Below are 21033 nucleotides of genomic sequence, written 5' to 3'. Positions count from 1 at the left end.
CGGACGTAGCTGAACAGGTTCTCCGATCGATCTCCGCGCCCGCGCATCGCCTGATCCCACCCCTGCCTCTAACAGAGTGAATCATCTCCGCGACAAGCCTGCCAGCGACTTCTGCAGCAGCCTGCTAAAGCATTTTCAAGCGCGGTGGATGCCGGCTCGCGCGAAGAAGATGCGACCACACAGCAGGTTGGGCCGATTTTCGTGATCCAGAGATCACGGAAAACGGCCCAGGCGGTCGCCGTCACGCCTTCCTGAGGCCGAACCAGCCGGCGAGGCCTGATTTGGGCGCCGGCTCGCCGTCGAGGAACATCCGGTAGGCCGGGTTGTCGGTCTCGTCGAAGCAGGGGAAGCCGAGCGCCCCGACCGCAGCGTCGAATTTTTCGCGCGCGCCTGGCGGCACGGCGATGCCCGCCAGCACCCGGCCGTAGTCGGCGCCGTGGTTGCGGTAGTGGAACAGGGTGATGTTGAAGCCCTCGCCCAGCGCATCGAGGAACTTCAGCAGCGCGCCCGGCCGCTCCGGGAACTGGAAGCGGTAGAGCCGCTCATGCGCGAGGCCCGAGGCGCGGCCGCCGACCATGTAGCGGACATGGACCTTGGCCATCTCGTTGTCGCTCATGTCGTGGACATCGTAGCCGTCGGCGACGAGCCCGGCGATCAAGTCGCGCTTCTCGGGCCGTCCGCCCGGCAGGTTGATGCCCACGAAGATGCGCGCCTGCGCGCCCGGCGCGTAGCGGTAGTTGAACTCGGTGATCGCCCGCGGCCCTAGGGCCGTGATGAAGGCCCGGTAGGCGCCGGGCTTCTCCGGGATGGTGACGCCGAGCAGGACCTCCCGCTCCTCGCCAAGCTCGGCCCGCTCGGCGATATGGCGCAGCCGGTCGAAGTTCAGGTTCGCCCCCGACGAGATCGCCACAAGCGCGCCGTCCGAGCCGTCACCCTTCGCCGTGCGCTCGGCGTAGAGCTTGGCGCCCGCGAGCGCGAGGGCGCCCGACGGCTCGGAGACCGCGCGGGTGTCGTCGAAGATGTCCTTGACCGCCGCGCACATGGCGTCGGTGTCGACGGTGATGACCTCGTCGAGGTGCTGGCGGCACAGGCGGAACGTCTCGGCACCGGCCTGGCGCACGGCGACGCCGTCGGCGAACAGGCCGACCGTCGGCAGCAGGACGAGCTCGCCGGCCTTCAGGGCCGCCGCCATGCAGGCGGCGTCGTCCGGCTCGACGCCGATCACCTTGGTCTCGGGCCGCAGGTACTTCACGAAGGTCGCGATCCCGGCCGCCAAGCCGCCACCGCCAACGGGCACGAAGATCGCCTCGATCGGCCCGGTATGCTGCTGCAGGATTTCCATGCCGATCGTGCCCTGTCCGGCGATCACGTCCGGGTCGTCGAAGGGGTGGAGGAAGGTGAGATCCTGCTCGGTCTCGATGCGCCGCGCCTCGGTCAAAGCCTCGTCGAAAGCGTCGCCGTGCAGGATCACCTCGGCACCCCGCGCCCGGCAGGCGTCGACCTTGATCGCCGGCGTCGTGCGCGGCATCACGATCACCGCCCGCACCTTCAGGCGCGCGGCCGCCAGCGCCACGCCCTGAGCGTGGTTGCCGGCCGAGGCGCAGACCACGCCGCGGGCGAGCTGCTCGGGTGAGAGCGCCGACATCTTGTTGTAGGCGCCGCGCAGCTTGAACGAGAAGACCGGCTGCAGGTCCTCGCGCTTCAGCAGCACCGGCCGCCCGAGACGCGCGGTGAGCCGCGGCATCGGATCGAGCGGGCTCTCGATCGCCACGTCGTAGACGCGCGCCGTGAGGATCTTGCGGATGTAGTCGGGCGCCGGTTCGGCCGGGTGCGGGGCTGGTTTCACGGTGTCGGACATGCTGCCGGCAATAGCGGCTTGCGGCGCAAGATGCGAGCGGGCGAAGGCGCGCGGCTCGGCCGAGGCCCGCGATGCCCGACCGGCCTACGGCCCCCATGCGAGCGTGAAAGCCTACGCGACCGTCAGAGCACGAGGCCCTCGTCGAGGAGGTCGGGATCGAGCGGGCTGAGGAAGTAGGCGCCGATTCCGTTGCGGAAGCTGTGCGCCACCACCGCCTCGGTGGCGCCGAGGCGGACCTTGACGCCGACCGCGACCGGGGCCGCGAGGTAGACGTCCGCCCGCGCGATGGAGACCTCGGCGAGCCGGCCCTTGAAGACGGTGCCGTCGGCCAGGGCCACCGCCACCTCGGTGCGTCGCGGGACGATCCGCGGTGAGGTTCCGTGGCGGTCGAGCCGGCGGCTCTGGCGTCCCGCGAGCTCGACGAGGGTGCGGGCGATGGCGGTGTTGTGCTGCCGCCCAGGAGCCGGCTTCACCGTGAAGGCCCGCTCGGCTGTGTGGGCGACGCGGACTTCGAGGGTACCGACGAGGCCGATGCTGCAGGTCAGGTGCTCGCCCGGGTTCGGGACGATCGCGGAGCGGAAGCGGATGCCGTCGGCCCCGAGGCGACAGGTCACCGCGTAGAAATCCGGACGGGTCCGGCTCCAGAACAGCGACGGCAGGATCACCGCGTGCCGGCAGGATTGTTTTCTTGCGTGGGCAAGCGAGGCTTTCATGCAGTCTCGGGATAAGACGGCGGTCTTTACGGGAGTGCTGCGGAAATCCTATCAAATCGCGCGAATCGCGCGTTTCGGGAAAGGATGCCTGTGCGTGGGGCCAGCGCGTCAGAAGCGATCAAAGAGGGCCGCGATCCAGATCAGGGCGGCGAGCGCCTGCGCCGAGAACGTCCCGGCCGAGGCGAGGTCCTTCACGATGCCGATGCGCGGGTGCCGGCCGGGGTGGAGGTGGTCGCACAGCTTCTCGATCGCGGTGTTCAGGAACTCCGCCGCGAGCATCAGCAGGAGCGTCGCCATCAGGGCGACGCGGACCCAGAGGTTCGTGCCGAGCGCCAGCGCCGCCGGCACGCCCACGACGAGCAGCGCGAGCTCGAGCCGCACGGCGCGCTCGGTGCGGGCGCCGTGGACGAGCCCGCGCCATGAATTCAGGAACGCGAGCCAGAGCGCGTGCATTCACGCCGCCTCATCCATTCACGCGGGTTCCTGCGGCACCGCGCGGGCGATCCACTTGGCGAGCAGCGGGCCGGTGATCAGCACCACGAACAGCCGCAGCGTCTGCACCGCGAGCACGAACGACACGTCGACCTTCGAGCCGACCGCGATGATCGCCACCGAATCGAGGCCCCCGGGGCTGGTCGCGAGGAAGGCGGTGAGGAAGTCGATCGCCAGCAGGTGCGTCAGCCCGAGCGCCCAGCCGGCACAGAGCAGGATGACGGCGAGCGTCGCCACCAGGATGCCGGGCAGCGCGTGCAGCGTCGCGCGCAGGGTCTCGCGGGTGAAGCGCAGGCCGACGTACCAGCCGATCGTCGCGTAGGCGAGTTCCAGGATCGGCAGCGGCAGGGTGATGCTGGCGACACCGGTGGCATGGAGGGCGGCGCCGAGCAGCATCGGCCCGATCAAGGCGCCCGCGGGCAGGCGCAGCCAGAGGGCGACGCCGGCGCCGACGGCCGCGACCGCGAGGGTGACCAGCACCGGCAGGAATGTCGCCGCCTCGGCGGCGGCCGGCGGCCCGGCCGTCGCCGAATCGGTGAGCAGCCGCGCCACGAGGGAGGCCGAGAGCACGACGGCGGCGACGCGCACGTATTGCATGAAGGCGACGAGGCGCGGATCGGAGCCGTATTCCTCGGCCATCGCCACCATCGCCGCCGCCCCGCCCGGCGAGGAGCCCCAGGCGGCGGTGGTCCCGGGCAGCACCCGCAGGCGCGTCAGGATCAGCCCGACGAGCGCGCCGGCCAGCACCGTGACGCCGACCACGAGCAGGATCAGGGGGCCGTCGGCGATCAGGGTCTTGGTGATCTCCGCGGTGATGGCGTGGGCCACCATGCAGCCGATCATCGCCTGGGCGGCCTGGAAGGCGGGCTTCGGCATCCGCAGCGGCGCCCCGCGCACCCCGAAAACGATCGCGGCGACCATAGGCCCGAGCAGGAGCGCGGCCGGGAACTGCGCCAGCTTCAGGCCGAAGCCGAGCAGAGCCGAGGCGGCGATCAGCGCCGCCCAGAGGGCGATGGTCCGTGTGGGAAAAGGCAAGGCGATGCGTCGGTTCAATCGATCGCATGGCGGAGACGCGACCCTGGCGCCGCGCTACACCCTGCCGTCCACCCTGTCACGCGGGCCGACGCACAACCCAGCCCTGTGCGAGTCGCCCTCGTCCGGGTGCCGTCACCCGGCGTCGATGGTCGCGTCGCGGCAGGCGGCGGTGCCGGCCGGAGCCTGGGCGCGGAAGAAGGCGGCCAGCGCGGCGAGGCCCGGCGCCCGCGGGTCGCTCGCCCGCCAGGCGAGCGCGATGGTCCGGCCCGGCCCGTCGGTGTCGAAGCCGCGGATCACGGTGAGCCCGCTCGGATCGGGGCCGGAGGGGACCGCCAGCGCCGGAAGCAGGGTGTAGCCGGCGCCCGCCGCCACCATCGAGCGCAGCGTCTCCAGGCTGGTGGCGTGGCGCCCGGCGGCGCTGCCGGCACCGCAGGCGGCGATCGCCTGGTCGCGCAGGCAGTTGCCCTCGTCCAGCAGCAGCAGGTCCGGCCCGGCGATGTCGGCTGCGCGCAGCGCCCCCCCTTGCGCCAGCGCGTGGTCGGCCGGGCAGGCGAGGCGGAACGGCTCGACGAAGAGCGGCGAGACGGTGAGCCCCGAGGCGGGCAGGGGCAGCGACACCAGCGCGGCGTCGACCCGCCCGTCGCGCAGGGAGGCGAGGATGTCGGCGGTGCGGCCCTCGCTGAGGGCGAGCGTCAGCATCGGGAATTCCTGGCGCAACATGCGCAGCACCAGCGGGAAGAGATACGGCCCCAGCGTCTGGATCGCCGCGAGGACGAGGCGGCCGGTGAGGGGCGCGCCGCGGCCCTCGCTCGCCAGCGCGAGCAGGCGTTGCGCCTCGGCCAACACAGCGCGGGCCTGCCGCACGATGATCTGGCCCGGCGCCGTCATCAGCACGCGGCGGTTGGAGCGCTCGAACAGGACCAGGCCGAGCGCACCTTCGAGCTTGCGCACCTGCACGCTGAGCGTCGGCTGGCTGACGTTGCAGCGTTCCGCCGCCCGGCCGAAATGCCCCTCGTCGGCGATGGCGACGACATATTCGAGATCGCGGAGCGAGAGGCCGGCGATGTTCATAGGCTGCGTCTATCACAGCCTTTCAGACGATGCATTGGTCAACCGGTCGCAGGAGGCGCATAAGGGGAGCCCGGAACGATTCCAGGAAACGGCGCGCCCCTCGCTGAAGGGCGCCGGCGCCGGCCCTCGGACTTCGTCGCCACCACGGAGAGATCTTTCGCATGAGCGATCAACGCCCGATCCTGACGACCCGCCAGGGCCACCCGGTCCGCGACAACCAGAGCACCCGCACGGTGGGCGAGCGGGGTCCCGCGACGCTCGAGAACTACCAGTTCATCGAGAAGATCACCCATTTCGACCGCGAGCGGATCCCAGAGCGCGTGGTGCATGCCCGCGGCGCCGGCGCGCACGGGTACTTCGAGGCCTACGGCAAGATCGGTAACGAGCCGGCCTCCAAGTACACCCGCGCCCGCGTCCTCAACGAGACCGGCGTGAAGACGCCGATGTTCGTGCGCTTCTCCACCGTGGCCGGCGCCAAGGAGAGCCCTGAGACCGAGCGCGACCCGCGCGGCTTCGCGGTGAAGTTCAAGACCGTCGACGGCAACTGGGACCTCGTTGGCAACAACCTCAAGGTCTTCTTCATCCGCGACGCGATCAAGTTCCCCGACATGATCCACGCGTTCAAGCCGGACCCGGTGACGAACCGCCAGGAGGCGTGGCGCTTCTTCGACTTCGTGGCCCAACACCCCGAAGCCATCCACATGGTCACGCACCTGAAGTCGCCCTGGGGCATCCCTGCGAACTACCGTGAGATGGAAGGCTCGGGCGTCAACACCTACAAGCTGGTCAACGACCAGGGCGAGGCCGTGCTCTGCAAGTTCCACTGGGAGCCCAAGCAGGGCATCCGCAACCTGACCTCGGCCCAGGCGTCCGAGATCCAGGGCAAGGATGTCGGCCACGCGACGCGCGACCTCTACGACAACATCAAGGCCGGCAACTTCCCCGAGTGGGAGTTCTGCGTGCAGATCATGCCGGACGGCCCGAACGAGCACCTGTCGTTCGATCCGCTCGACGACACGAAGCTGTGGCCGGTCGAGGACTTCCCGCTGCTACCCGTCGGCCGGATGGTGCTGGACCGCGTGCCGGACAACTTCTTCGCCGAGGTCGAGCAGTCGGCCTTCGGCACGGGCGTGCTCGTCGACGGCATCGACTTCTCGGACGACAAGATGCTCCAGGGGCGTACGCTGTCGTACTCGGACACGCAGCGCTACCGCGTCGGCGCCAACTACCTGCAGCTGCCGATCAACGCGCCGCAGCCCGGCGTGAAGGTCTACTCGAACCAGCGCGACGGGCAGATGACCTACGGCGTCGACGGCACCGGCCCGAACAAGCACATCAACTACGAGCCCTCGACGCTCGCCGAGGGCCTGCGCGAGGCCCCGAAGCCCGCGAAGGACTACCACCAGCCGGTGCAGGGCAACCTCGGCCGCTACCAGACCTCACGCACCGAGGACGACTACACCCAGGCCGGCGTGCGCTACCGTTCGTTCCAGGATTGGGAGCGCGACGACCTGATCGCCAACCTCGTCGGCGACATGAAGCAGTGCCCGGAAGCCATCCAGCTGCGGATGGTCTGGCACTTCTCGCATGCCGACGCCGATTACGGCCGCCGGGTCGCGGAAGGCGCCGGGATCGACCTCGCCAAGGCGCTGGCGCTGCCGCCGCTGCCGGGGCGCGCCGCCCCGGGCAAGCGCCTGACGCCCGAGACCTACACCGACGGTTCGCAGGCCCACCAGATCGCGGCCGAGTAAGCCGACCGCGGGCGCGATCCCGACGGCACCATCAACCCCGCGCGGTCGAAGGACCGCGCGGGGTTCTTTATTGGATAGGGCGCCCGGCCGGCGCCGCGGCGTTCCCTCCACCCGCGAAACGGTCTAAACGGCCGCTCCCGCGCCCCACGCGGTTCGGCCCTCGATCGCTTACCTGCCGCGTACGCAGGAGTGAGCCCGGAGATTTCCAGCGATGCCCATCCTCACGTTCCCCGACGGCAACACCCGCGCCTACGACGAGGCCGTGACCGGACGGGCCGTCGTCGAGGGCATCGCGAAATCGCTGGCCAAGCGCACCGTGGCGATGGCGCTCGACGGCGTCGTCTCCGACCTCTCCGACACGATCGAGCGTGACGCGCGCATCGAGTTCCTCGACCGCACCGACCCGCGGGCGCTGGAGCTGATCCGCCACGACTGCGCCCACGTGCTGGCGGAGGCGGTGCAGGCGCTGTGGCCGGGCACGCAGGTCACGATCGGCCCCGTGATCGAGAACGGCTTCTACTACGACTTCTCCCGCGACACGCCGTTCACGCCGGAGGACTTCCCGGCGATCGAGGCGAAGATGCGCGAGATCATGGGCCGGGACGCGCCCTTCACCAAGGAGGTCTGGAAGCGCGACGACATCCGCAAGGTGTTCGCCGACCGCGGCGAGGCCTACAAGGTCGAGCTGGTCGATGCGATCCCGCCCGGCGAAGACCTGAAGGTCTACCGGCAGGGCGACTGGTTCGACCTGTGCCGCGGCCCGCACATGACCTCGACGGGCAAGGTCGGCACCGCCTTCAAGCTGATGAAGGTCGCCGGCGCCTACTGGCGCGGCAATTCCGACAACCCGATGCTGACCCGCATCTACGGTACCGCCTGGGCCACGAAGGAAGACCTCGACGCCTACCTGCACCGGCTGGAGGAGGCCGAACGCCGCGACCACCGCCGGCTCGGCCGGGAGATGGACCTGTTCCACTTCCAGGAGGAGGGGCCGGGCGTGGTGTTCTGGCACGCCAAGGGCTGGACGATCTTCCAAGAGCTGATCGCCTACATGCGCCGCCGCCTCAAGGGCGACTACAGCGAGGTGAACGCGCCGCAGATCCTCGACAAGGCCCTGTGGGAGACCTCCGGCCATTGGGGCTGGTACCGGGAGAACATGTTCGCGGCCCAATCCGCCGGCGACGAGGCCGAGGACAAGCGCTGGTTCGCGCTCAAGCCCATGAACTGCCCGGGCCACGTCCAGATCTTCAAGCACGGCCTGAAGAGCTACCGCGACCTGCCTCTGCGCATGGCGGAATTCGGCGTGGTCCATCGCTACGAGCCGTCCGGCGCGATGCACGGCCTGATGCGAGTGCGCGGCTTCACCCAGGACGACGCGCACATCTTCTGCACCGAGGACCAGCTCGCCGACGAGTGCCTGACGATCAACGACCTGATCCTCTCGACCTACGCCGACTTCGGCTTCGACCAGATCGTGGTGAAGCTCTCGACCCGGCCCGAGAAGCGCGTCGGCTCGGACGCCCTGTGGGACCATGCGGAAGAGGTGATGACCCGTGTGCTGGCGCAGATCGAGGCGCAATCGGGCGGCCGCATCCGCACCGAGGTGAACCCGGGCGAGGGAGCCTTCTACGGGCCGAAGTTCGAGTACGTGCTGCGCGACGCCATCGGCCGCGACTGGCAGTGCGGCACCACGCAGGTGGACTTCAACTTGCCCGAGCGCTTCGGGGCGTTCTACGTCGACGCCGAGAGCCAGAAGGTGCCGCCGGTGATGGTGCACCGGGCGATCTGCGGCTCGATGGAGCGCTTCACCGGGATCCTGATCGAACACTTCGCCGGCCATTTCCCGCTCTGGCTCAGCCCCGTCCAGGTGGTGGTCGCCACCATCACCGGGGAGGCGGACGCTTACGCGCGCGACGTGGTGCGGGCGCTGACGCGCGCCGGCCTTCGGGTGGAGGCGGACCTGCGCAACGAGAAGATCAACTACAAGGTCCGCGAGCATTCGCTCGCCAAGGTGCCGGTGATCCTGGCGCTCGGGCGCCGCGAGGCCGAGGAGCGCACGGTCTCGATCCGCCGCCTCGGCAGCCAGCAGACCCGGACGCTGCCGCTCGGCGAGGCCGTGGCGAGCTTCGTCGCCGAGGCGACCTCGCCCGACCTCCGCCGGGCGGAGGCCGTCGCCGAGAGCGTGCCGAGCACCGATGCGGTGCTCGACGGGCAGCATCCGGTCGAGCCCGCCCCCTGATCGTGGAAACGAGGCCGCCTGCAAGCGGCCTCGTCTTCCTGTAAAGGCTATGACAGGATCGGCCCATGCGTGAGACCGCGATTCCTTCCGAGTCCACATCGCGAAGCCTGATCGGGACTTGGCGTCGGTTCGGGCCGACCGGTCCCGCCTACGAGGTGGTTGCGACCGGGTCCGTCACGGCCACGGGCGACCAGCTGATGCGCGTGCATGTCCTGGAGACGGGCGAGGAGCTGGATTACCCCCTGCGCGACATCCTCCACGATCACGACGAGGCGTGATGTTCGCCATCGCGTTCGACCTGAGCGTCGCGGAGGTGCAGGCGACCCATCCGAAAGGTGTCTCTCAGGCCTACGCCGACATCCGCTCGACACTCGCCGGGCATGGCTTCGACTGGGTTCAGGGCAGCCTCTACGTCAGCCGGATCGAGGACATGGCCGTCCTGTTCACGGCGATCATGGCGCTAAAGTCATTGCCCTGGTTCGCGCCTTCGGTCCAGGACATCCGCGCGTTCCGGGTCGAGCAGTGGTCGGACTTCACCGAGGTCGTGAAGGCCTAGAGCATTTTCCGTGATCTCTGGATCACGGAAAATGCTCTAACCTGCTGTGTGGTCGCATTTTCTTCACGCGAGCCGGCATCCACCTCGCTTGAAAATGCTCTAAGCGCGCCTCGGCGCCCGCTCACCCCGCCTTGGCCAACACCTCGATGTCGCGGTCGAGCCCGCTCTCGACCTTGAACTCGCGGGTGTAGACCTGCCCGTCGTGACGGGCGATCAGCACGTAGTCGCCCTCCGCCAGGGTGACCTGCGGGAACGCGCCGATCGCCTCGCGGATGGTGTCGCCGCCGGGCGTCAGCACCGAGAAGGCCGTGCCGGCGAAGGCCTCGGCGCCGGGGCTGGTGACGAGCTTCAGCGTCACCGTCGCGGCCCGGTGGTTGAGGGTGGCGTCGGTGACCTTGCCGTTCTCCACCTTCAGGTCCGCGCGCTGGATCGCGTTCGATTCCCCGTAGGTCGAGACCACGTGGTAGGTGCCCTCGGGCAGGCGCAGCAGCTCGCCGGCCTTGACGCCGCTGCGCACCAGCCGCCCCTCCGAGTTGGTGCCGATCGGCACGAAGACGGAGAACGAGAGCTGCGCCGGGGCGATCCGCGTGTCGCCGATCGCGCCCGACAGCTTGAGCGCGCCGGCGGCCACCCGCAGGGTGTCGGTCGCGGGCTGGCCCGACATCGCGATCTTCTTCGTGGCGCTGGCGAAGCCGTAGGTCACGGAGGCGACGTAGGCCCCCGGTGCGAGCTTGAAGGTCGGCGCCGCGTCGGTGGAGCGGGCCACGATCCCGGGCCGGACGCCGTCGGTGCGGTCCTCGTAGATCCGCCATACAAGGCCCGAGCGCAGGGGCTGGCCGATCCCCGACAGCAGAGCGGAGAGCGACAGGGTCGCCTCGCCCTCGGGCTGGCTCGGGGGCAGGTCCGGCGTCGTGATCGAGGGCGAGGGCAGGCCGCCGCCGAGGCGGTTGCCGAAGGGGTCCGGCGACTGCGCCGCGGCTGCGAGCGGCGCGACCGCGGCCAGCAGCGCCAATCCGGGCCCGAGCCTTCGTCCGCGCATGTCGAAAAGCCTCTCTCCGCAGGCCGAAGCGGCCGACCGTCATCGTCTCGCCCGTGTGATCCTAAGACCGTGGCGAGCGCAAGGCCGCCCGGGGTCCTTGCGCTGCCCCTTGCGCTGCCCCTTGCGCCCCTTGCGCTGCCCCCGCGCCAAGGCGCCCGACTTCCCAGGCGGTGCAGCCCGTGCGAAATCCCGGTGTGATCGCGGGACCTTCCGCACCGCCCAGCCGAGACGCCCCGATGAACGCCACCCTCGACATGCTGCGCACCCGCCGCTCCGTGCCGCCCCTGCGGATGACCGAACCGGGACCGAGCCCGGAACAGATCGACACGATCTTGACCCTGGCCTCGCGGGTGCCCGACCACGGCAAGCTCGCGCCGTGGCGCTTCATCGTGATCGCGGGCGAGGCGCGGGCGCGGATCGGGACGGTGATCGCGAACACCTACGCCTCCGACAACCCGGAGGCCGACGCGGCGCGGCTCGACCTCGAGGCGAGGCGGCTGGCCCACGCGCCGTTGGTCGTCGCGGTGGTCTCGCGGGCCGGCCCGCACGTGAAGATCCCGGAATGGGAGCAGGTCCTGTCGGCGGGCGCCGCCTGCATGAACCTCGTGGTCGCGGCCAACGCCCAGGGTTTCGCCACCGCATGGCTGACCGAGTGGTACGCCTACGACCGCCGCGTGCTCGAAGCCCTCGGCCTCGACCCGCGCGAGAAGCTTGCGGGCTTCATCCATGTCGGCGCCCCCGAGGAGATCCCGTCGGACCGGCCGCGGCCGGACCTCGCCGAGATCGTCACGCGGCTGTAAGGCTCGCTCCCATGCATTACGCCCCCGACGACCGCACTCTGCCGCACAACCCTCTGAAGGCGATCGTCGCGCCGCGGCCGATCGGCTGGATCAGCGCCATGAGCCGGGCGGGGAAGCTCAACCTCGCGCCGTACTCGTTCTTCAACGCGGTGGGCGACGACATGGTCGCGTTCTCCTCCACCGGCCGCAAAGATGCGATGACCTTCGCGGAAGAGGGCGGCGACTTCGTCTGCAACCTCGCCACCTACGACCTGCGCGAGCAGATGAACGCTTCGTCGGCGCCCCTGCCGCGGGGCGAAAGCGAGTTCGACTTCGCCGGCCTGACCACGGCCCCGTCGCGCAAGGTGCGGGCGCCGCGGGTGGCGGAAGCCGCAGCCGCCCTCGAATGCCGGTGGCTCCAGACCGTTCCGTTGGTTCCGCTCGATGGCGGCGAAGCCGCCAACTTCCTGGTGATCGGGCAGGTGGTGTCGATCTACATCGACGACCGCTTCGTCGTGGACGGCCTCGTCGATACGGCGGCGATGCAGCCGATCCAGCGCGGCGGCTACTTCGACTACTTCAAGGTCGGGCCGGACGCGAAGTTCGCGATGCAGCGGCCCAAGGGCGCCGGCGACTACACGTCCCGCTGACGCGGACGCAGCGCGGTGTTTCCGCGTCTCCGCTTCCCTCGAATGCCGGCGCGGATTCCACCTCCGGCGCGGCGGCGCGGCGGAACCTTCGGAACGATCGCGACGCCCCAGCGTTGAGCTTACGAATTCGATGGATCATCGAGAAAGGATCATCATGCGCAAGTTCGCCCTCGTCACCGCCGCGATCATCTCGGCCGGCGTCTTCTCCGCCACCACCGCCGACGCGCGGCCGGGCTACCGCGGCGGCTATGGCCACGGGTATGGCGGCGGCTACGGTCGCGGCTACGGCTATGGCCACCGCGGCGGGCGCGGCATCGGTACGGGTGCTGCCGTCGGTCTCGGCATCGCTGGTCTCGCCGCTGGTGCGATCGCTGCCGGCGCGGCCCGCGACTCCTACGGCTACAACCGCGGTTACGGTGCCTACGGTAACGGCTACGGCGCCCCGGCTTACGGCGGCTACTACGGCTCGCCCTACTAAGGGCACACCAACTCGGACTCGAATTTTGGGGCGACCGGCCATGCCGGTCGCCCCTTTTTCTTGGTCCGACCTCTCTCAGCGGGCGCGGTAGGGCGGCACGCCGGGATCGGGCAGCCAGACGGAGGCCGGCGGGGCGCCGGTCTGCCAGAACACGTCGATCGGGATGCCGCCGCGCGGGTACCAGAAGCCGCCGATCCGCAGGTAGCGTGGCCCGAGCAGGTCCACGAGCGTCTTGGCGATGCCCACCGTGCAATCCTCGTGGAACGCGCCGTGGTTGCGGAACGCGCCGAGGTAGAGCTTCAGCGACTTCGACTCCACGAGCCAGCGATCGGGCACATAGTCGATCACCAGGATCGCGAAGTCGGGCTGGCCGGTCACCGGGCAAAGCGAGGTGAATTCCGGGACAGTGAACCGGGCGAGGTAGTCGGTGTCGGGATGCGGGTTCGGCACCCGGTCGAGACGGGCCTCGTGCGGGCCGGCGGGGAGGGGCGTCGGCTGCCCCAGCTGCAGAGATTCTTCGGTCATGCCCCTCCTTACCGCAGGCCTTCCCGCGGTGCATCCGACGCTGGCGCATGCTTCGGCCGCGTGCGGCTCGTGGCATCGTCGCGCGGGCTCGCGAAGACTACGCGCGATGGCGTCTTTTGCATTCATCTTGTGGGACGCATCATACGATATGGCCCCGCCTTGCCCGAGGCCGCGCCTTGACGGATAAGCCGCACCGACGAGACCTTGAGACCGGGCCTGCCACCGATCGTGCGCGCCCACGGGGGAGGAGCCTTCATGACCGCGATCACCAACATCGCCGCCCGCGAGATTCTGGACAGCCGCGGCAACCCCACCGTCGAGGTCGACGTGCTGCTGGAGGACGGCTCTTTCGGCCGCGCTGCGGTTCCGTCGGGCGCCTCCACCGGCGCCCACGAGGCGGTGGAGCTGCGTGACGGCGACAAGACCCGCTATGCCGGCAAGGGCGTGCGCAAGGCGGTCCACGCGGTCCAGACCGAGATCCTCGACGCCATCGGCGGCATGGACGCCGAGGACCAGGTCGCAGTCGACGAAGCGATGATCGAGCTCGACGGCACCGCCAACAAGGCGCGGCTCGGCGCCAACGCGATCCTCGGCGTGTCGCTCGCGGTGGCCAAGGCCGCAGCCGAAGCCTCGGGCCTCCCGCTCTACCGCTACGTCGGCGGCGTCCAGGGCCGGGTGCTGCCGGTGCCGATGATGAACATCATCAACGGCGGCGCGCATGCCGACAACCCGATCGACTTCCAGGAATTCATGATCATGCCGGTGGGGGCCTCCTCCATCGCGGAAGCCGTGCGCATGGGCGCGGAGGTGTTCCACACCCTCAAGAGCGCGCTGAAGAAGGCCGGGCACAACACCAACGTCGGCGACGAGGGCGGCTTCGCCCCGAACCTGCCGACCGCCGAGGCCGGCCTCGACTTCGTGATGGAGTCGATCCAGGCGGCCGGCTTCAAGCCCGGCGCCGACATGGTGCTGGCCCTCGACTGCGCAGTCACCGACTGGTTCAAGGACGGCGCCTACCACTACGAGGGCGAGGGCACCGTGCGCTCGATCGAGCAACAGGTCGACTACCTCGCCAAGCTCGTCGACGCCTACCCGATCCTCTCGATCGAGGACGGCATGGCCGAGGACGACTGGGAGGGCTGGCGCCTGCTCAACCAGCGCATCGGCGACCGCTGCCAGCTCGTCGGCGACGACCTGTTCGTGACCAACGTCGATCGCCTCGCCCGCGGCATCACGGAGGGCTCGGCGAACTCGATCCTGATCAAGGTCAACCAGATCGGCTCGCTCACCGAGACGCTCGCCGCCGTCGATATGGCCCACCGCGCCGGCTACACCGCGGTGATGTCGCACCGCTCGGGCGAGACGGAGGACGCAACCATCGCCGACCTCGCGGTCGCAACGAATTGCGGGCAGATCAAGACCGGCTCGCTCGCGCGCTCGGACAGACTGGCCAAGTACAACCAGCTGATCCGGATCGAAGAGGGCCTCGGCGCGCAGGGCCGCTACGCGGGGCGCGGCGCCCTTCGTCAGCTCGCGCAGGCCTAAAGCGGAACCTCGGAAACCATCCCGACGTCGTCTCCGGCCTGCGGTGCATCGCAGGTCGGAGGGGACGATGACGAAGCAGGATGCCTCGCGCACGACCGAAGCCGACGCACCGCCGGACGCGCCGGCGCTCGCGGCCCTGTGGTGGGCAGCCAAGGACCCGGCGCATTGGGACCAGGCCCACAAACTCGTCCAGGACGATTCCGGCCGGGACGCCGCCTGGGTCCACGCCCACCTCCATCGCCTCGAAGGCGGCCAGGACAACGCGGCCTACTGGTACGCCCAAGCGGGTCGCCCCGTGGCCGAGGGCGACCTCTCGGCCGAGCGGGACGCGATCACCGCCGCCCTGCTGGCGGCCGGCTGAAGAGTCATCCAGTGGATCGGTCTGCGACGAAGCGGGCGAGGAAGGGCGCGGCCGCCTCCGTCGCGGCACGCTCGGCCGCCCGGTACTGCTCCACCACCTCCGCACCGAAGGCGGACAGCCGCGCCCCGCCGCCGCTCCGCCCGCCGACCTGCGCCTCGACCACCGGCTGCCCGAAGCCGGCATTCATCGCCTCGACCAGCATCCAGGCCCGGCGATAGGACATGCCGAGCGCCCGCCCGGCCGCCGAGATCGAGCCGTGCGCGGCGATCGTCTCCAGCAACTGCACCTTGCCGGGCCCAAGCCGGTGCCCCGGCCCGAAATCGACGCGGATGCTCAACCTGGCCATCGGCTCCCCTCGTCCCGAGCGCCGTTCCTACCCCGGACCGCGCGGCCGGTGCGAGCGCCTGCGATCCTCGGTTTCGATCTGGCCATCGCTGTATATGATAGGATATAGCGTCAGCGCCCGGCCGCTGCTGCGGGCCGCCCGCCTCGGAGGTCGCCTTGATCGGATTCGCACGCGCCGTCCTCGTCGCCAGCCTGCTGCTTGGCTCCGCCGCCCAGGCCAGCGAGAGCGTGACGGTGTTCGCCGCCGCCAGCCTCAAGAACGCCCTCGACGAGGCCGGCAAGGCGTTCACCGCGCAGACCGGGATCGCGATCAAGCCGAGCTACGCCGCCTCGTCGGCGCTCGCCCGCCAGATCGAGTCGGGCGCGCCGGCGGAGCTCTTCGCCTCGGCCGACCTCGAATGGATGGACTACCTCGCCAAGAAGAACCTCGTCCGGGCCGACACGCGGGTGAACCTCCTGAACAACCGCCTCGTCGTCGTCGCGCCCAAGGACGCGAAGGAGGCGGACTTGGCCCTGACCGCCGACGCCTTCGCCAAGGCGCTCGGCCCCGACGGGCGGCTGGCCACCGGTGAGGTCGCCTCGGTGCCGGTCGGCAAGTATGCCAAGGCGGCGCTCGAAAAGCTCGGGCTCTGGGGGACGATCCAGCCGCGGCTGGCGCAGGCCGACAACGTGCGCGCGGCGCTCGCCCTGGTCTCACGCGGCGAGGCGCCCCTCGGCGTGGTCTACGCGAGCGACGCGAAGTCTGATCCGGGCGTGAAGGTCATCGCCGTGTTCCCGGAGGACAGCCATCCGCCGGTGGTGTACCCGTTCGCGCTGACCGCCGAGGCCAAGGGCGAGGGCGCGGTCCGCTTCCTCGACTTCCTGAAGGGCGCTGCGGCCCGGCCGTACTTCGAGGCCCAGGGCTTCTCCGTGATCCCGGCAGGCCAAGGCGCCAAATGACGTTTTCTCAAGCCACAGAGGCCGTTCGATGAAGATCTCCGCACGCAACGTCATCAAGGGCAAGGTCGTCGCCGTCGAGAAGGGCGCGACCACCGCGCACGTCAAGATCGAGATCGCCGCCGGCCAGATCGTCACCGCAGCGATCACCAACGAGGCCGTCGACAGCCTCAAGCTCACGGTCGGCGGCGAGGCCTACGCCGTGGTGAAGGCCTCCGACGTGATGGTCGCCGTCGACTGAACGGCGGGTCCGGAGCGTTTTCCAGCGCGGTGGAGGCCGGCTCGCGTGAAGACGATGCGGACCTCGCAACGAGATCGACGCGGCTCGGCCTCACGCCAGGATCGGCGTGCAGACCGAGCACCCGTGCTCCGGCAAGGGCACCACCGCCACGTCCACCCCGTAAACGCGGCGCAGGCTCTCTCGCGTGATCGTCGCCTCCGGCGTTCCCAACGCCACGAGGCGGCCACCATGCAGCAGCGCGACGCGGTCGGCGCAGAGGAAGGCGTGGCCGGGGTCGTGGGTCGAGAGCACCACGGCGATGCCGGTCTTCGCGAGGCGGCGGACCTGTTCGAGCACGCGGGTCTGGTTGCCGAAATCGAGGCTCGCGGTCGGCTCGTCCATCACCAGGATGCGCGGCTCGCCGGCGAGCGCCCGGGCGATCAGCACCATCTGCCGCTCGCCGCCGCTGATCTCGGTGTAGATGCGGTCGGCGAGATGTCCGATCCCGAGGGTCGCGAGCGCCATGTCCGCAGCGGCCTCGTCCGCGCGGCCGGGGGCGGCGAAGGGGGCGAGCCGGGCGGCGCGGCCCATCAGCACCACGGCCCGCACGGTGAACGGGAAGAACGCCGCATGCGCCTGCGGCACGTAGGCGAGCGCCCGCGCGACCCGGCGGCGCGACCAGCGCGATAGGTCCTCGCCGTCGAGGCGGACGCGGCCGGCCTGCGCCGGCAGCAGCCCGAGCAGGGTTTTGAACAAGGTGGTCTTGCCGCCGCCGTTCGGCCCGAGCAGGCACAGGACCTCGCCCGCCCCGAGCGTGAAGCTCACGCCCGCGCCGACCTCGCGCGCGCCGTACCCGAACGCCAACGCCTCGACGGACAGCATCAGGACCAGCCTCGCTTGCCCGCCGCCAGCAGCCAGAGGAAGAACGGCGCGCCGGCGAGCGCCGTGAGGATGCCGAGCGGCACCTCGATCGGCGCGATGGTGCGGGCGGCGAGATCCACCGCCACGAGGTAGCCCGCCCCGAGCAGCGCCGAGGCCGGCAGCAGGCGGCGGAAGTCCGGCCCGACGAGGCCGCGGGCGAGGTGCGGCACGATCAGGCCGATCCAGCCGATCACCCCCGTCGCCGACACCGCCGCCGCGGTGACGAGGGTCGCCGCCGCCACGAGGAGCGGGCGCAGCCAGCGGGTCTCGACGCCCAGCGCCCGCGCCTCCTCCTCGCCGAGGCTCATCAGGTTCATGCGCCAGCGCAGCAGGACGAGGGGCAGGAGCCCGAGGCCGACCGCCGGCAGGATCGCGAACACGTCGCCAAGGGTGACGGAGGACAGGCTCCCGAGCAGCCAGTAGGTGATGGCGGGCAGCTGGTTGTAGGGGTCGGCCAGGACCTTGAGCAGCGAGATGGCCGAACCGAGCACCGCGCCGACCGCGACGCCGGCCAACACCAGCGTCAGCACCGGATCGTGCCGCCGCACCAGCGCGCCAACCGCGTAGACGATCGCCACCGCGCCGAGCCCCCCGGCGAAGGCCATGGCCTGGATCGCGAGGACCGGCAGGGCGAGGTAGATGCCGAGCACCGCGCCGAGCCCGGCGCCGGCCGAGACGCCGAGGATGTCGGGCGAGACCAGTGGGTTGCGAAACAGGCCCTGGTAGGTCGCACCAGCCGAGGACAGGGCCGCGCCGACGACGAGGGCCGCGGCGACCCGGGGCAGCCGCACCTGCAACACCACCACCTGCGCCGTCGCGTCGCCCGGCGCCGTGCCGAACAGCTTGGCGGCGAGGATCGCGAACACGTCGGCGACCGGCACCGGGAATCTCCCAGCGGCGAGGGCGAGGAGGACGAGCAGCCCGAGGCCGACCACGGCGAGGCAGGCCTGGAACGCCGCGGAGATCCGACGCGCGCCGGGAGCCGCGATCACCGCCGCGGGGCCGCACGTCATCGGCGCGCCGGCACGGCGCCGTCGAGGAGCACGGCTTTCGCCTCCGGGGTGAGGGCGACGTGGTAGAAGCGCTGGTAGAAGTCGGCGACGATCGCGGGCAGGTCTTCGTGGAAGAGCGCCGGGTAGAGCAGGTGCGCGAGCCAGCGCATGCCGATCAGCCGATTGACGCCGGGCGGCGCGTCGAACCAGGCGAAGGGCAGCGTCGGGGTCCGATAGACGCGGCCCTCGCGCACCGCCTTCACGCCCCGCCAGATCGGGTCGTCGCCGGGCCGGAAGGCGGGATCGAGGGCGACGATCACGTCGGGGTTCCAGCCCAGCACCTGCTCGGGCGAGACGTTGGCGAGGCCGTTGCCGCCGACGGCCACGTTGCGGGCGCCGACCACCTCCAGGATTTCGGTGTTGATCGAGCCGGCGAACCCGGTCTCGAGGCCGCGCGGGCCGCGGGCGTAGTAGACCCGCGGCCGCTCGGCCTCCGGCACGCGTGCGACGCGCTCGGCCACCTCCGCCACGGTGCGGTCGGCATAGGCCGCGAGCCCGTCGGCGGCCGGCCCCAGGCCGAGCACGGCGCCGAGTTGCCGGTAGGTCTCGCCGGTTTTGGCGAAGGCGCCGTCGAGCAGGATGTAGGGGATGCCGGTCTGGGCCTGGACCCGGTCGGCGAGCGACGCATAGGTCGGCCCCGTGGAGCCGACGTCGACGACGAGGTCCGGCTTCAGGGCCAGCACCGCCTCGACGTTGGCGGTGCCGCCGCGCCCGGTCAGGCGGCCGGTGGCGGGTAGCGCCCAGGTCGCGGGCGCGAGGTAGGGCCGCTCGGCCGGGGAGGGCGTGCGGACCCAGCCCGCCATCCGGTCGGGCGCGAGGGTGTAGAGCAGCACCGCCGCCGGCGGCCCGGCGGCCACGACCCGGGCGGCGCAATCCGGAACCTCGACCACGCGCCCGGCCGCATCGGTGAAGGGGCGCGCCGCGGCCGGCCCTGCGACGAGGGTGAGGATGGCGACGGCGAAGGTCGGTAGGGCGAGGCGTCGCGGATGCGGCATGCTGGGGCTTCGATGGGGGGTGTCGACTCACCCTAAGGGTAGCGGCCTGCGAGGGCCACAGCCGGGACCCGGACCGCGCCCAAACACCGCCGTGAGGATTGCCGCCGCCTCGGCTGTCTCCGCGAAGCCTCCATGGAACCCGTCGCGAGGGGCCGCCCGCGCCGCGTCGAGGTCGACCGCGCCCGGCACGACGCGGACGTAGAGGGCCGTTCCCTTACAGAGAGCCGGCAGCCAACCGAGCGCCGCGGCCGGAGGATGCGCCAGCACCAGGGCGTCGGCGTGGGCGATGTCAGGTGGGCCGCCGGTGGGCGAGGCGATCAAGAGGTCGCGCATGGGAGCGTAAGCATCGGAAATTTAGGCTTTCTTTACCATGATGGCCAAGGGTTGCGTCATCCGGGGCGCCACGTGCGGCGCCTCGCGCGACGCCCGTCCGGCGCGTGCGGCTCGAAGCGGCGACCGATGTTCCTGTTCACCACGCCTTCGAGCCCCCAACCAGCCGCGGCGCCCCCGCGGGCTTTGGGCGCGCAAGGGACCTCGGGCGCGCAAGGCACTTCGGGCGCACAGGGCGGCGTGATCGACGCGATCCGCGACGGGGCGCAGAGCAGCGGCGTCGGCTTCGACTACCTGCTCGCCACCGCGCAACGCGAATCCGCCCTCGATCCCTCGGCCAGGGCCGGCACCTCGACCGCCACCGGCCTGTTCCAATTCATCGAGCAGACCTGGCTCGGGGTGATGAAGTCGGCCGGGCCGAAGCTCGGCCTCCAAACCTACGCCGACGCCATCGTGGCGCGGCCCGACGGCAGCTACACGGTCGCGGATGCCGGCCAGCGCCAGGCGATCCTCGACCTTCGGCGCGATCCCAAGATCGCCGCCTCGCTCGCGGGCGCCTTTACCCAGAAGAACGGCGAGGCGCTCTCAGTGGCGCTCGGGCGCGAGCCGACCTCGGGCGACCTCTACGCCGCCCACGTACTCGGGGCGAAGGGCGCGACGACGCTGATCGCCGCCGCCCGCGCGACGCCGGACCGGGCCGCAGCCCTCGACATGCCTGAGGCGGCCGCCGCCAACCGCGGCCTATTCTACGACCGCACGGGCCGGCCGCGCACCACCGCCGAACTCTATGCCAGCCTCTCGGCGGTGGGCTCAGGCCGCACGGCGCCGAGCGACGTCACAGGCCTCACGCAGAGCGTCGCGCTCGCCACGCCGCCGGCTGCGGCCAGCGCCTACGCCGCGATGGGCGGCGACCTGCGCACCCTGTTCCAGACCGACCGGCGCCAGGGCGCCCTCTCGGAGGGCGTCGCCAAACTGTTCCAGGGCCGTGCGGCGGAGGCCGCCCGCCCGGCCCCGAGCTACTTCCCGCGCTCCGATTCGAGCCTCGATTCCACGGTGCCGGTCGCGGCGCTCGCCTCGGCCGACCCGGAGACCACCGGCGCCCTCGCCGTTGCGGTCCCGGCGGGCCGCGCGCTCGTCGACCC

At 70.9% G+C, this 21033-nt stretch carries 24 protein-coding genes; 12 read left to right on the top strand and 12 right to left on the bottom strand.

Annotated features, from left to right (window positions below; all coding sequences use genetic code 11):
• Window positions 1–241: 241 nt before the first annotated feature.
• The 5 genes from ilvA to FV229_RS16890 all read right to left on the bottom strand — a co-directional run bounded on the left by ilvA (window position 242) and on the right by FV229_RS16890 (window position 5169).
• Window positions 242–1858, bottom strand: a complete 1617-nt coding sequence (gene ilvA / locus FV229_RS16910) for a threonine ammonia-lyase, biosynthetic (RefSeq protein ID WP_147753083.1) — start codon at window positions 1856–1858, stop codon at window positions 242–244.
• Window positions 1859–1980: 122 nt separating this feature from the next.
• Window positions 1981–2571, bottom strand: coding sequence for a PilZ domain-containing protein (locus tag FV229_RS16905; RefSeq protein ID WP_147753082.1), 591 nt, complete (start codon window positions 2569–2571; stop codon window positions 1981–1983).
• Between the two features lie 108 nt (window positions 2572–2679).
• Window positions 2680–3024, bottom strand: a complete 345-nt coding sequence (locus FV229_RS16900) for a diacylglycerol kinase (RefSeq protein WP_147753081.1) — start codon at window positions 3022–3024, stop codon at window positions 2680–2682.
• A gap of 18 nt (window positions 3025–3042) precedes the next feature.
• Window positions 3043–4098: an AbrB family transcriptional regulator gene (locus FV229_RS16895; RefSeq protein ID WP_147753080.1), complete on the bottom strand. Its 1056-nt coding sequence runs from the start codon at window positions 4096–4098 to the stop codon at window positions 3043–3045.
• Window positions 4099–4230: 132 nt separating this feature from the next.
• Complete coding sequence (locus FV229_RS16890; protein WP_147753079.1) at window positions 4231–5169, bottom strand: LysR substrate-binding domain-containing protein; 939 nt, start codon at window positions 5167–5169, stop codon at window positions 4231–4233.
• Window positions 5170–5330: 161 nt separating this feature from the next.
• Here FV229_RS16890 and FV229_RS16885 point away from each other — a divergent pair, with 161 nt between their 5' ends.
• The 4 genes from FV229_RS16885 to FV229_RS16870 all read left to right on the top strand — a co-directional run bounded on the left by FV229_RS16885 (window position 5331) and on the right by FV229_RS16870 (window position 9715).
• Window positions 5331–6920 (top strand): catalase, encoded by a 1590-nt coding sequence (locus FV229_RS16885; RefSeq protein ID WP_147753078.1) that lies wholly within the window; start codon window positions 5331–5333, stop codon window positions 6918–6920.
• 211 nt (window positions 6921–7131) lie between these two features.
• Window positions 7132–9159: a threonine--tRNA ligase gene (gene thrS, locus FV229_RS16880; RefSeq protein WP_147753077.1), complete on the top strand. Its 2028-nt coding sequence runs from the start codon at window positions 7132–7134 to the stop codon at window positions 9157–9159.
• A gap of 65 nt (window positions 9160–9224) precedes the next feature.
• Complete coding sequence (locus FV229_RS16875) at window positions 9225–9437, top strand: DUF5397 family protein (RefSeq protein WP_147753076.1); 213 nt, start codon at window positions 9225–9227, stop codon at window positions 9435–9437.
• Window positions 9437–9715, top strand: a complete 279-nt coding sequence (locus FV229_RS16870; RefSeq protein ID WP_147753075.1) for a virulence factor — start codon at window positions 9437–9439, stop codon at window positions 9713–9715. Before FV229_RS16875 ends, FV229_RS16870 begins: the two co-directional genes overlap by 1 nt.
• A gap of 121 nt (window positions 9716–9836) precedes the next feature.
• Here FV229_RS16870 and FV229_RS16865 read toward each other — a convergent pair whose 3' ends face one another.
• Window positions 9837–10754 (bottom strand): hypothetical protein, encoded by a 918-nt coding sequence (locus FV229_RS16865; RefSeq protein WP_147753074.1) that lies wholly within the window; start codon window positions 10752–10754, stop codon window positions 9837–9839.
• A 236-nt stretch (window positions 10755–10990) separates the two neighbouring features.
• Between FV229_RS16865 and FV229_RS16860 the strand changes: the two genes are divergently transcribed.
• The 3 genes from FV229_RS16860 to FV229_RS16850 all read left to right on the top strand — a co-directional run bounded on the left by FV229_RS16860 (window position 10991) and on the right by FV229_RS16850 (window position 12661).
• Window positions 10991–11554: a nitroreductase gene (locus FV229_RS16860; RefSeq protein WP_147753073.1), complete on the top strand. Its 564-nt coding sequence runs from the start codon at window positions 10991–10993 to the stop codon at window positions 11552–11554.
• 11 nt (window positions 11555–11565) lie between these two features.
• Window positions 11566–12183: a flavin reductase family protein gene (locus FV229_RS16855; protein WP_147753072.1), complete on the top strand. Its 618-nt coding sequence runs from the start codon at window positions 11566–11568 to the stop codon at window positions 12181–12183.
• A gap of 154 nt (window positions 12184–12337) precedes the next feature.
• The gene (locus tag FV229_RS16850; protein WP_147753071.1) at window positions 12338–12661 is read left to right on the top strand and encodes a hypothetical protein; all 324 of its coding nucleotides are present in this window, start codon (window positions 12338–12340) and stop codon (window positions 12659–12661) included.
• Between the two features lie 75 nt (window positions 12662–12736).
• Here the strand turns inward: FV229_RS16850 and queF are convergent, their stop codons facing one another.
• Entirely contained in the window at window positions 12737–13186 is a 450-nt protein-coding gene (queF, locus tag FV229_RS16845; RefSeq protein ID WP_147753070.1) for a preQ(1) synthase, read from the bottom strand.
• A gap of 255 nt (window positions 13187–13441) precedes the next feature.
• Here queF and eno point away from each other — a divergent pair, with 255 nt between their 5' ends.
• Both eno and FV229_RS16835 read left to right on the top strand, forming a co-directional pair.
• Complete coding sequence (gene eno / locus FV229_RS16840; protein ID WP_147753069.1) at window positions 13442–14731, top strand: phosphopyruvate hydratase; 1290 nt, start codon at window positions 13442–13444, stop codon at window positions 14729–14731.
• Between the two features lie 67 nt (window positions 14732–14798).
• Window positions 14799–15092, top strand: a complete 294-nt coding sequence (locus FV229_RS16835) for a hypothetical protein (RefSeq protein ID WP_147753068.1) — start codon at window positions 14799–14801, stop codon at window positions 15090–15092.
• 4 nt (window positions 15093–15096) lie between these two features.
• On the opposite strand, the gene FV229_RS16830 is transcribed toward FV229_RS16835, so the two are convergent.
• The gene (locus FV229_RS16830; RefSeq protein WP_147753067.1) at window positions 15097–15438 is read right to left on the bottom strand and encodes a winged helix-turn-helix domain-containing protein; all 342 of its coding nucleotides are present in this window, start codon (window positions 15436–15438) and stop codon (window positions 15097–15099) included.
• Window positions 15439–15593: 155 nt separating this feature from the next.
• On the opposite strand from FV229_RS16830, the gene modA reads away from it, so the two are divergent.
• Both modA and FV229_RS16820 read left to right on the top strand, forming a co-directional pair.
• The gene (gene modA, locus FV229_RS16825; RefSeq protein ID WP_147753066.1) at window positions 15594–16376 is read left to right on the top strand and encodes a molybdate ABC transporter substrate-binding protein; all 783 of its coding nucleotides are present in this window, start codon (window positions 15594–15596) and stop codon (window positions 16374–16376) included.
• Between the two features lie 28 nt (window positions 16377–16404).
• Window positions 16405–16614, top strand: coding sequence for a TOBE domain-containing protein (locus FV229_RS16820; RefSeq protein WP_147726238.1), 210 nt, complete (start codon window positions 16405–16407; stop codon window positions 16612–16614).
• Window positions 16615–16704: 90 nt separating this feature from the next.
• Here the strand turns inward: FV229_RS16820 and FV229_RS16815 are convergent, their stop codons facing one another.
• From FV229_RS16815 to FV229_RS16800, 4 genes are read right to left on the bottom strand one after another with little or no spacing between them, the layout of a single operon-like run.
• A complete protein-coding gene (locus tag FV229_RS16815) occupies window positions 16705–17478 on the bottom strand; it encodes an ABC transporter ATP-binding protein (protein WP_147753084.1) in 774 nt (257 codons plus the stop codon).
• A complete protein-coding gene (locus tag FV229_RS16810) occupies window positions 17475–18527 on the bottom strand; it encodes an iron ABC transporter permease (RefSeq protein WP_147753065.1) in 1053 nt (350 codons plus the stop codon). Before FV229_RS16810 ends, FV229_RS16815 begins: the two co-directional genes overlap by 4 nt.
• A complete protein-coding gene (locus FV229_RS16805) occupies window positions 18524–19561 on the bottom strand; it encodes an iron ABC transporter substrate-binding protein (protein WP_147753064.1) in 1038 nt (345 codons plus the stop codon). Before FV229_RS16805 ends, FV229_RS16810 begins: the two co-directional genes overlap by 4 nt.
• A 27-nt stretch (window positions 19562–19588) precedes the next feature.
• The gene (locus tag FV229_RS16800; protein WP_147753063.1) at window positions 19589–19894 is read right to left on the bottom strand and encodes a hypothetical protein; all 306 of its coding nucleotides are present in this window, start codon (window positions 19892–19894) and stop codon (window positions 19589–19591) included.
• Between the two features lie 126 nt (window positions 19895–20020).
• On the opposite strand from FV229_RS16800, the gene FV229_RS16795 reads away from it, so the two are divergent.
• Window positions 20021–21033, top strand: a 1013-nt coding sequence (locus tag FV229_RS16795; protein WP_246688225.1) for a lytic transglycosylase domain-containing protein, incomplete at its 3' end; no start/stop codon positions are given.

The sequence above is a fragment of the Methylobacterium sp. WL120 genome (assembly GCF_008039465.1).
In the GTDB taxonomy this organism is placed as follows: Bacteria; Pseudomonadota; Alphaproteobacteria; order Rhizobiales; family Beijerinckiaceae; genus Methylobacterium; species Methylobacterium cerastii.
Note: the sequence above shows the minus strand (reverse complement) of the source record. Positions and strands in the feature narration are given on the sequence as shown.

Bases quoted from the DNA above. Each gene is read 5' to 3' on its own strand.
- FV229_RS16865 (WP_147753074.1), bottom strand. From the start codon at position 10,754: ATGCGCGGACGAAGGCTCGGGCCCGGATTGGCGCTGCTGGCCGCGGTC.
- FV229_RS16850 (WP_147753071.1), top strand. From the start codon at position 12,338: ATGCGCAAGTTCGCCCTCGTCACCGCCGCGATCATCTCGGCCGGCGTC.
- ilvA (WP_147753083.1), bottom strand. From the start codon at position 1,858: ATGTCCGACACCGTGAAACCAGCCCCGCACCCGGCCGAACCGGCGCCC.
- FV229_RS16890 (WP_147753079.1), bottom strand. From the start codon at position 5,169: ATGAACATCGCCGGCCTCTCGCTCCGCGATCTCGAATATGTCGTCGCC.
- FV229_RS16805 (WP_147753064.1), bottom strand. From the start codon at position 19,561: ATGCCGCATCCGCGACGCCTCGCCCTACCGACCTTCGCCGTCGCCATC.
- FV229_RS16870 (WP_147753075.1), top strand. From the start codon at position 9,437: ATGTTCGCCATCGCGTTCGACCTGAGCGTCGCGGAGGTGCAGGCGACC.
- FV229_RS16905 (WP_147753082.1), bottom strand. From the start codon at position 2,571: ATGAAAGCCTCGCTTGCCCACGCAAGAAAACAATCCTGCCGGCACGCG.
- thrS (WP_147753077.1), top strand. From the start codon at position 7,132: ATGCCCATCCTCACGTTCCCCGACGGCAACACCCGCGCCTACGACGAG.
- FV229_RS16820 (WP_147726238.1), top strand. From the start codon at position 16,405: ATGAAGATCTCCGCACGCAACGTCATCAAGGGCAAGGTCGTCGCCGTC.
- FV229_RS16855 (WP_147753072.1), top strand. From the start codon at position 11,566: ATGCATTACGCCCCCGACGACCGCACTCTGCCGCACAACCCTCTGAAG.
- FV229_RS16835 (WP_147753068.1), top strand. From the start codon at position 14,799: ATGACGAAGCAGGATGCCTCGCGCACGACCGAAGCCGACGCACCGCCG.
- FV229_RS16885 (WP_147753078.1), top strand. From the start codon at position 5,331: ATGAGCGATCAACGCCCGATCCTGACGACCCGCCAGGGCCACCCGGTC.
- FV229_RS16830 (WP_147753067.1), bottom strand. From the start codon at position 15,438: ATGGCCAGGTTGAGCATCCGCGTCGATTTCGGGCCGGGGCACCGGCTT.
- FV229_RS16900 (WP_147753081.1), bottom strand. From the start codon at position 3,024: ATGCACGCGCTCTGGCTCGCGTTCCTGAATTCATGGCGCGGGCTCGTC.
- queF (WP_147753070.1), bottom strand. From the start codon at position 13,186: ATGACCGAAGAATCTCTGCAGCTGGGGCAGCCGACGCCCCTCCCCGCC.
- FV229_RS16800 (WP_147753063.1), bottom strand. From the start codon at position 19,894: ATGCGCGACCTCTTGATCGCCTCGCCCACCGGCGGCCCACCTGACATC.
- FV229_RS16860 (WP_147753073.1), top strand. From the start codon at position 10,991: ATGAACGCCACCCTCGACATGCTGCGCACCCGCCGCTCCGTGCCGCCC.
- FV229_RS16875 (WP_147753076.1), top strand. From the start codon at position 9,225: ATGCGTGAGACCGCGATTCCTTCCGAGTCCACATCGCGAAGCCTGATC.
- eno (WP_147753069.1), top strand. From the start codon at position 13,442: ATGACCGCGATCACCAACATCGCCGCCCGCGAGATTCTGGACAGCCGC.
- FV229_RS16810 (WP_147753065.1), bottom strand. From the start codon at position 18,527: ATGACGTGCGGCCCCGCGGCGGTGATCGCGGCTCCCGGCGCGCGTCGG.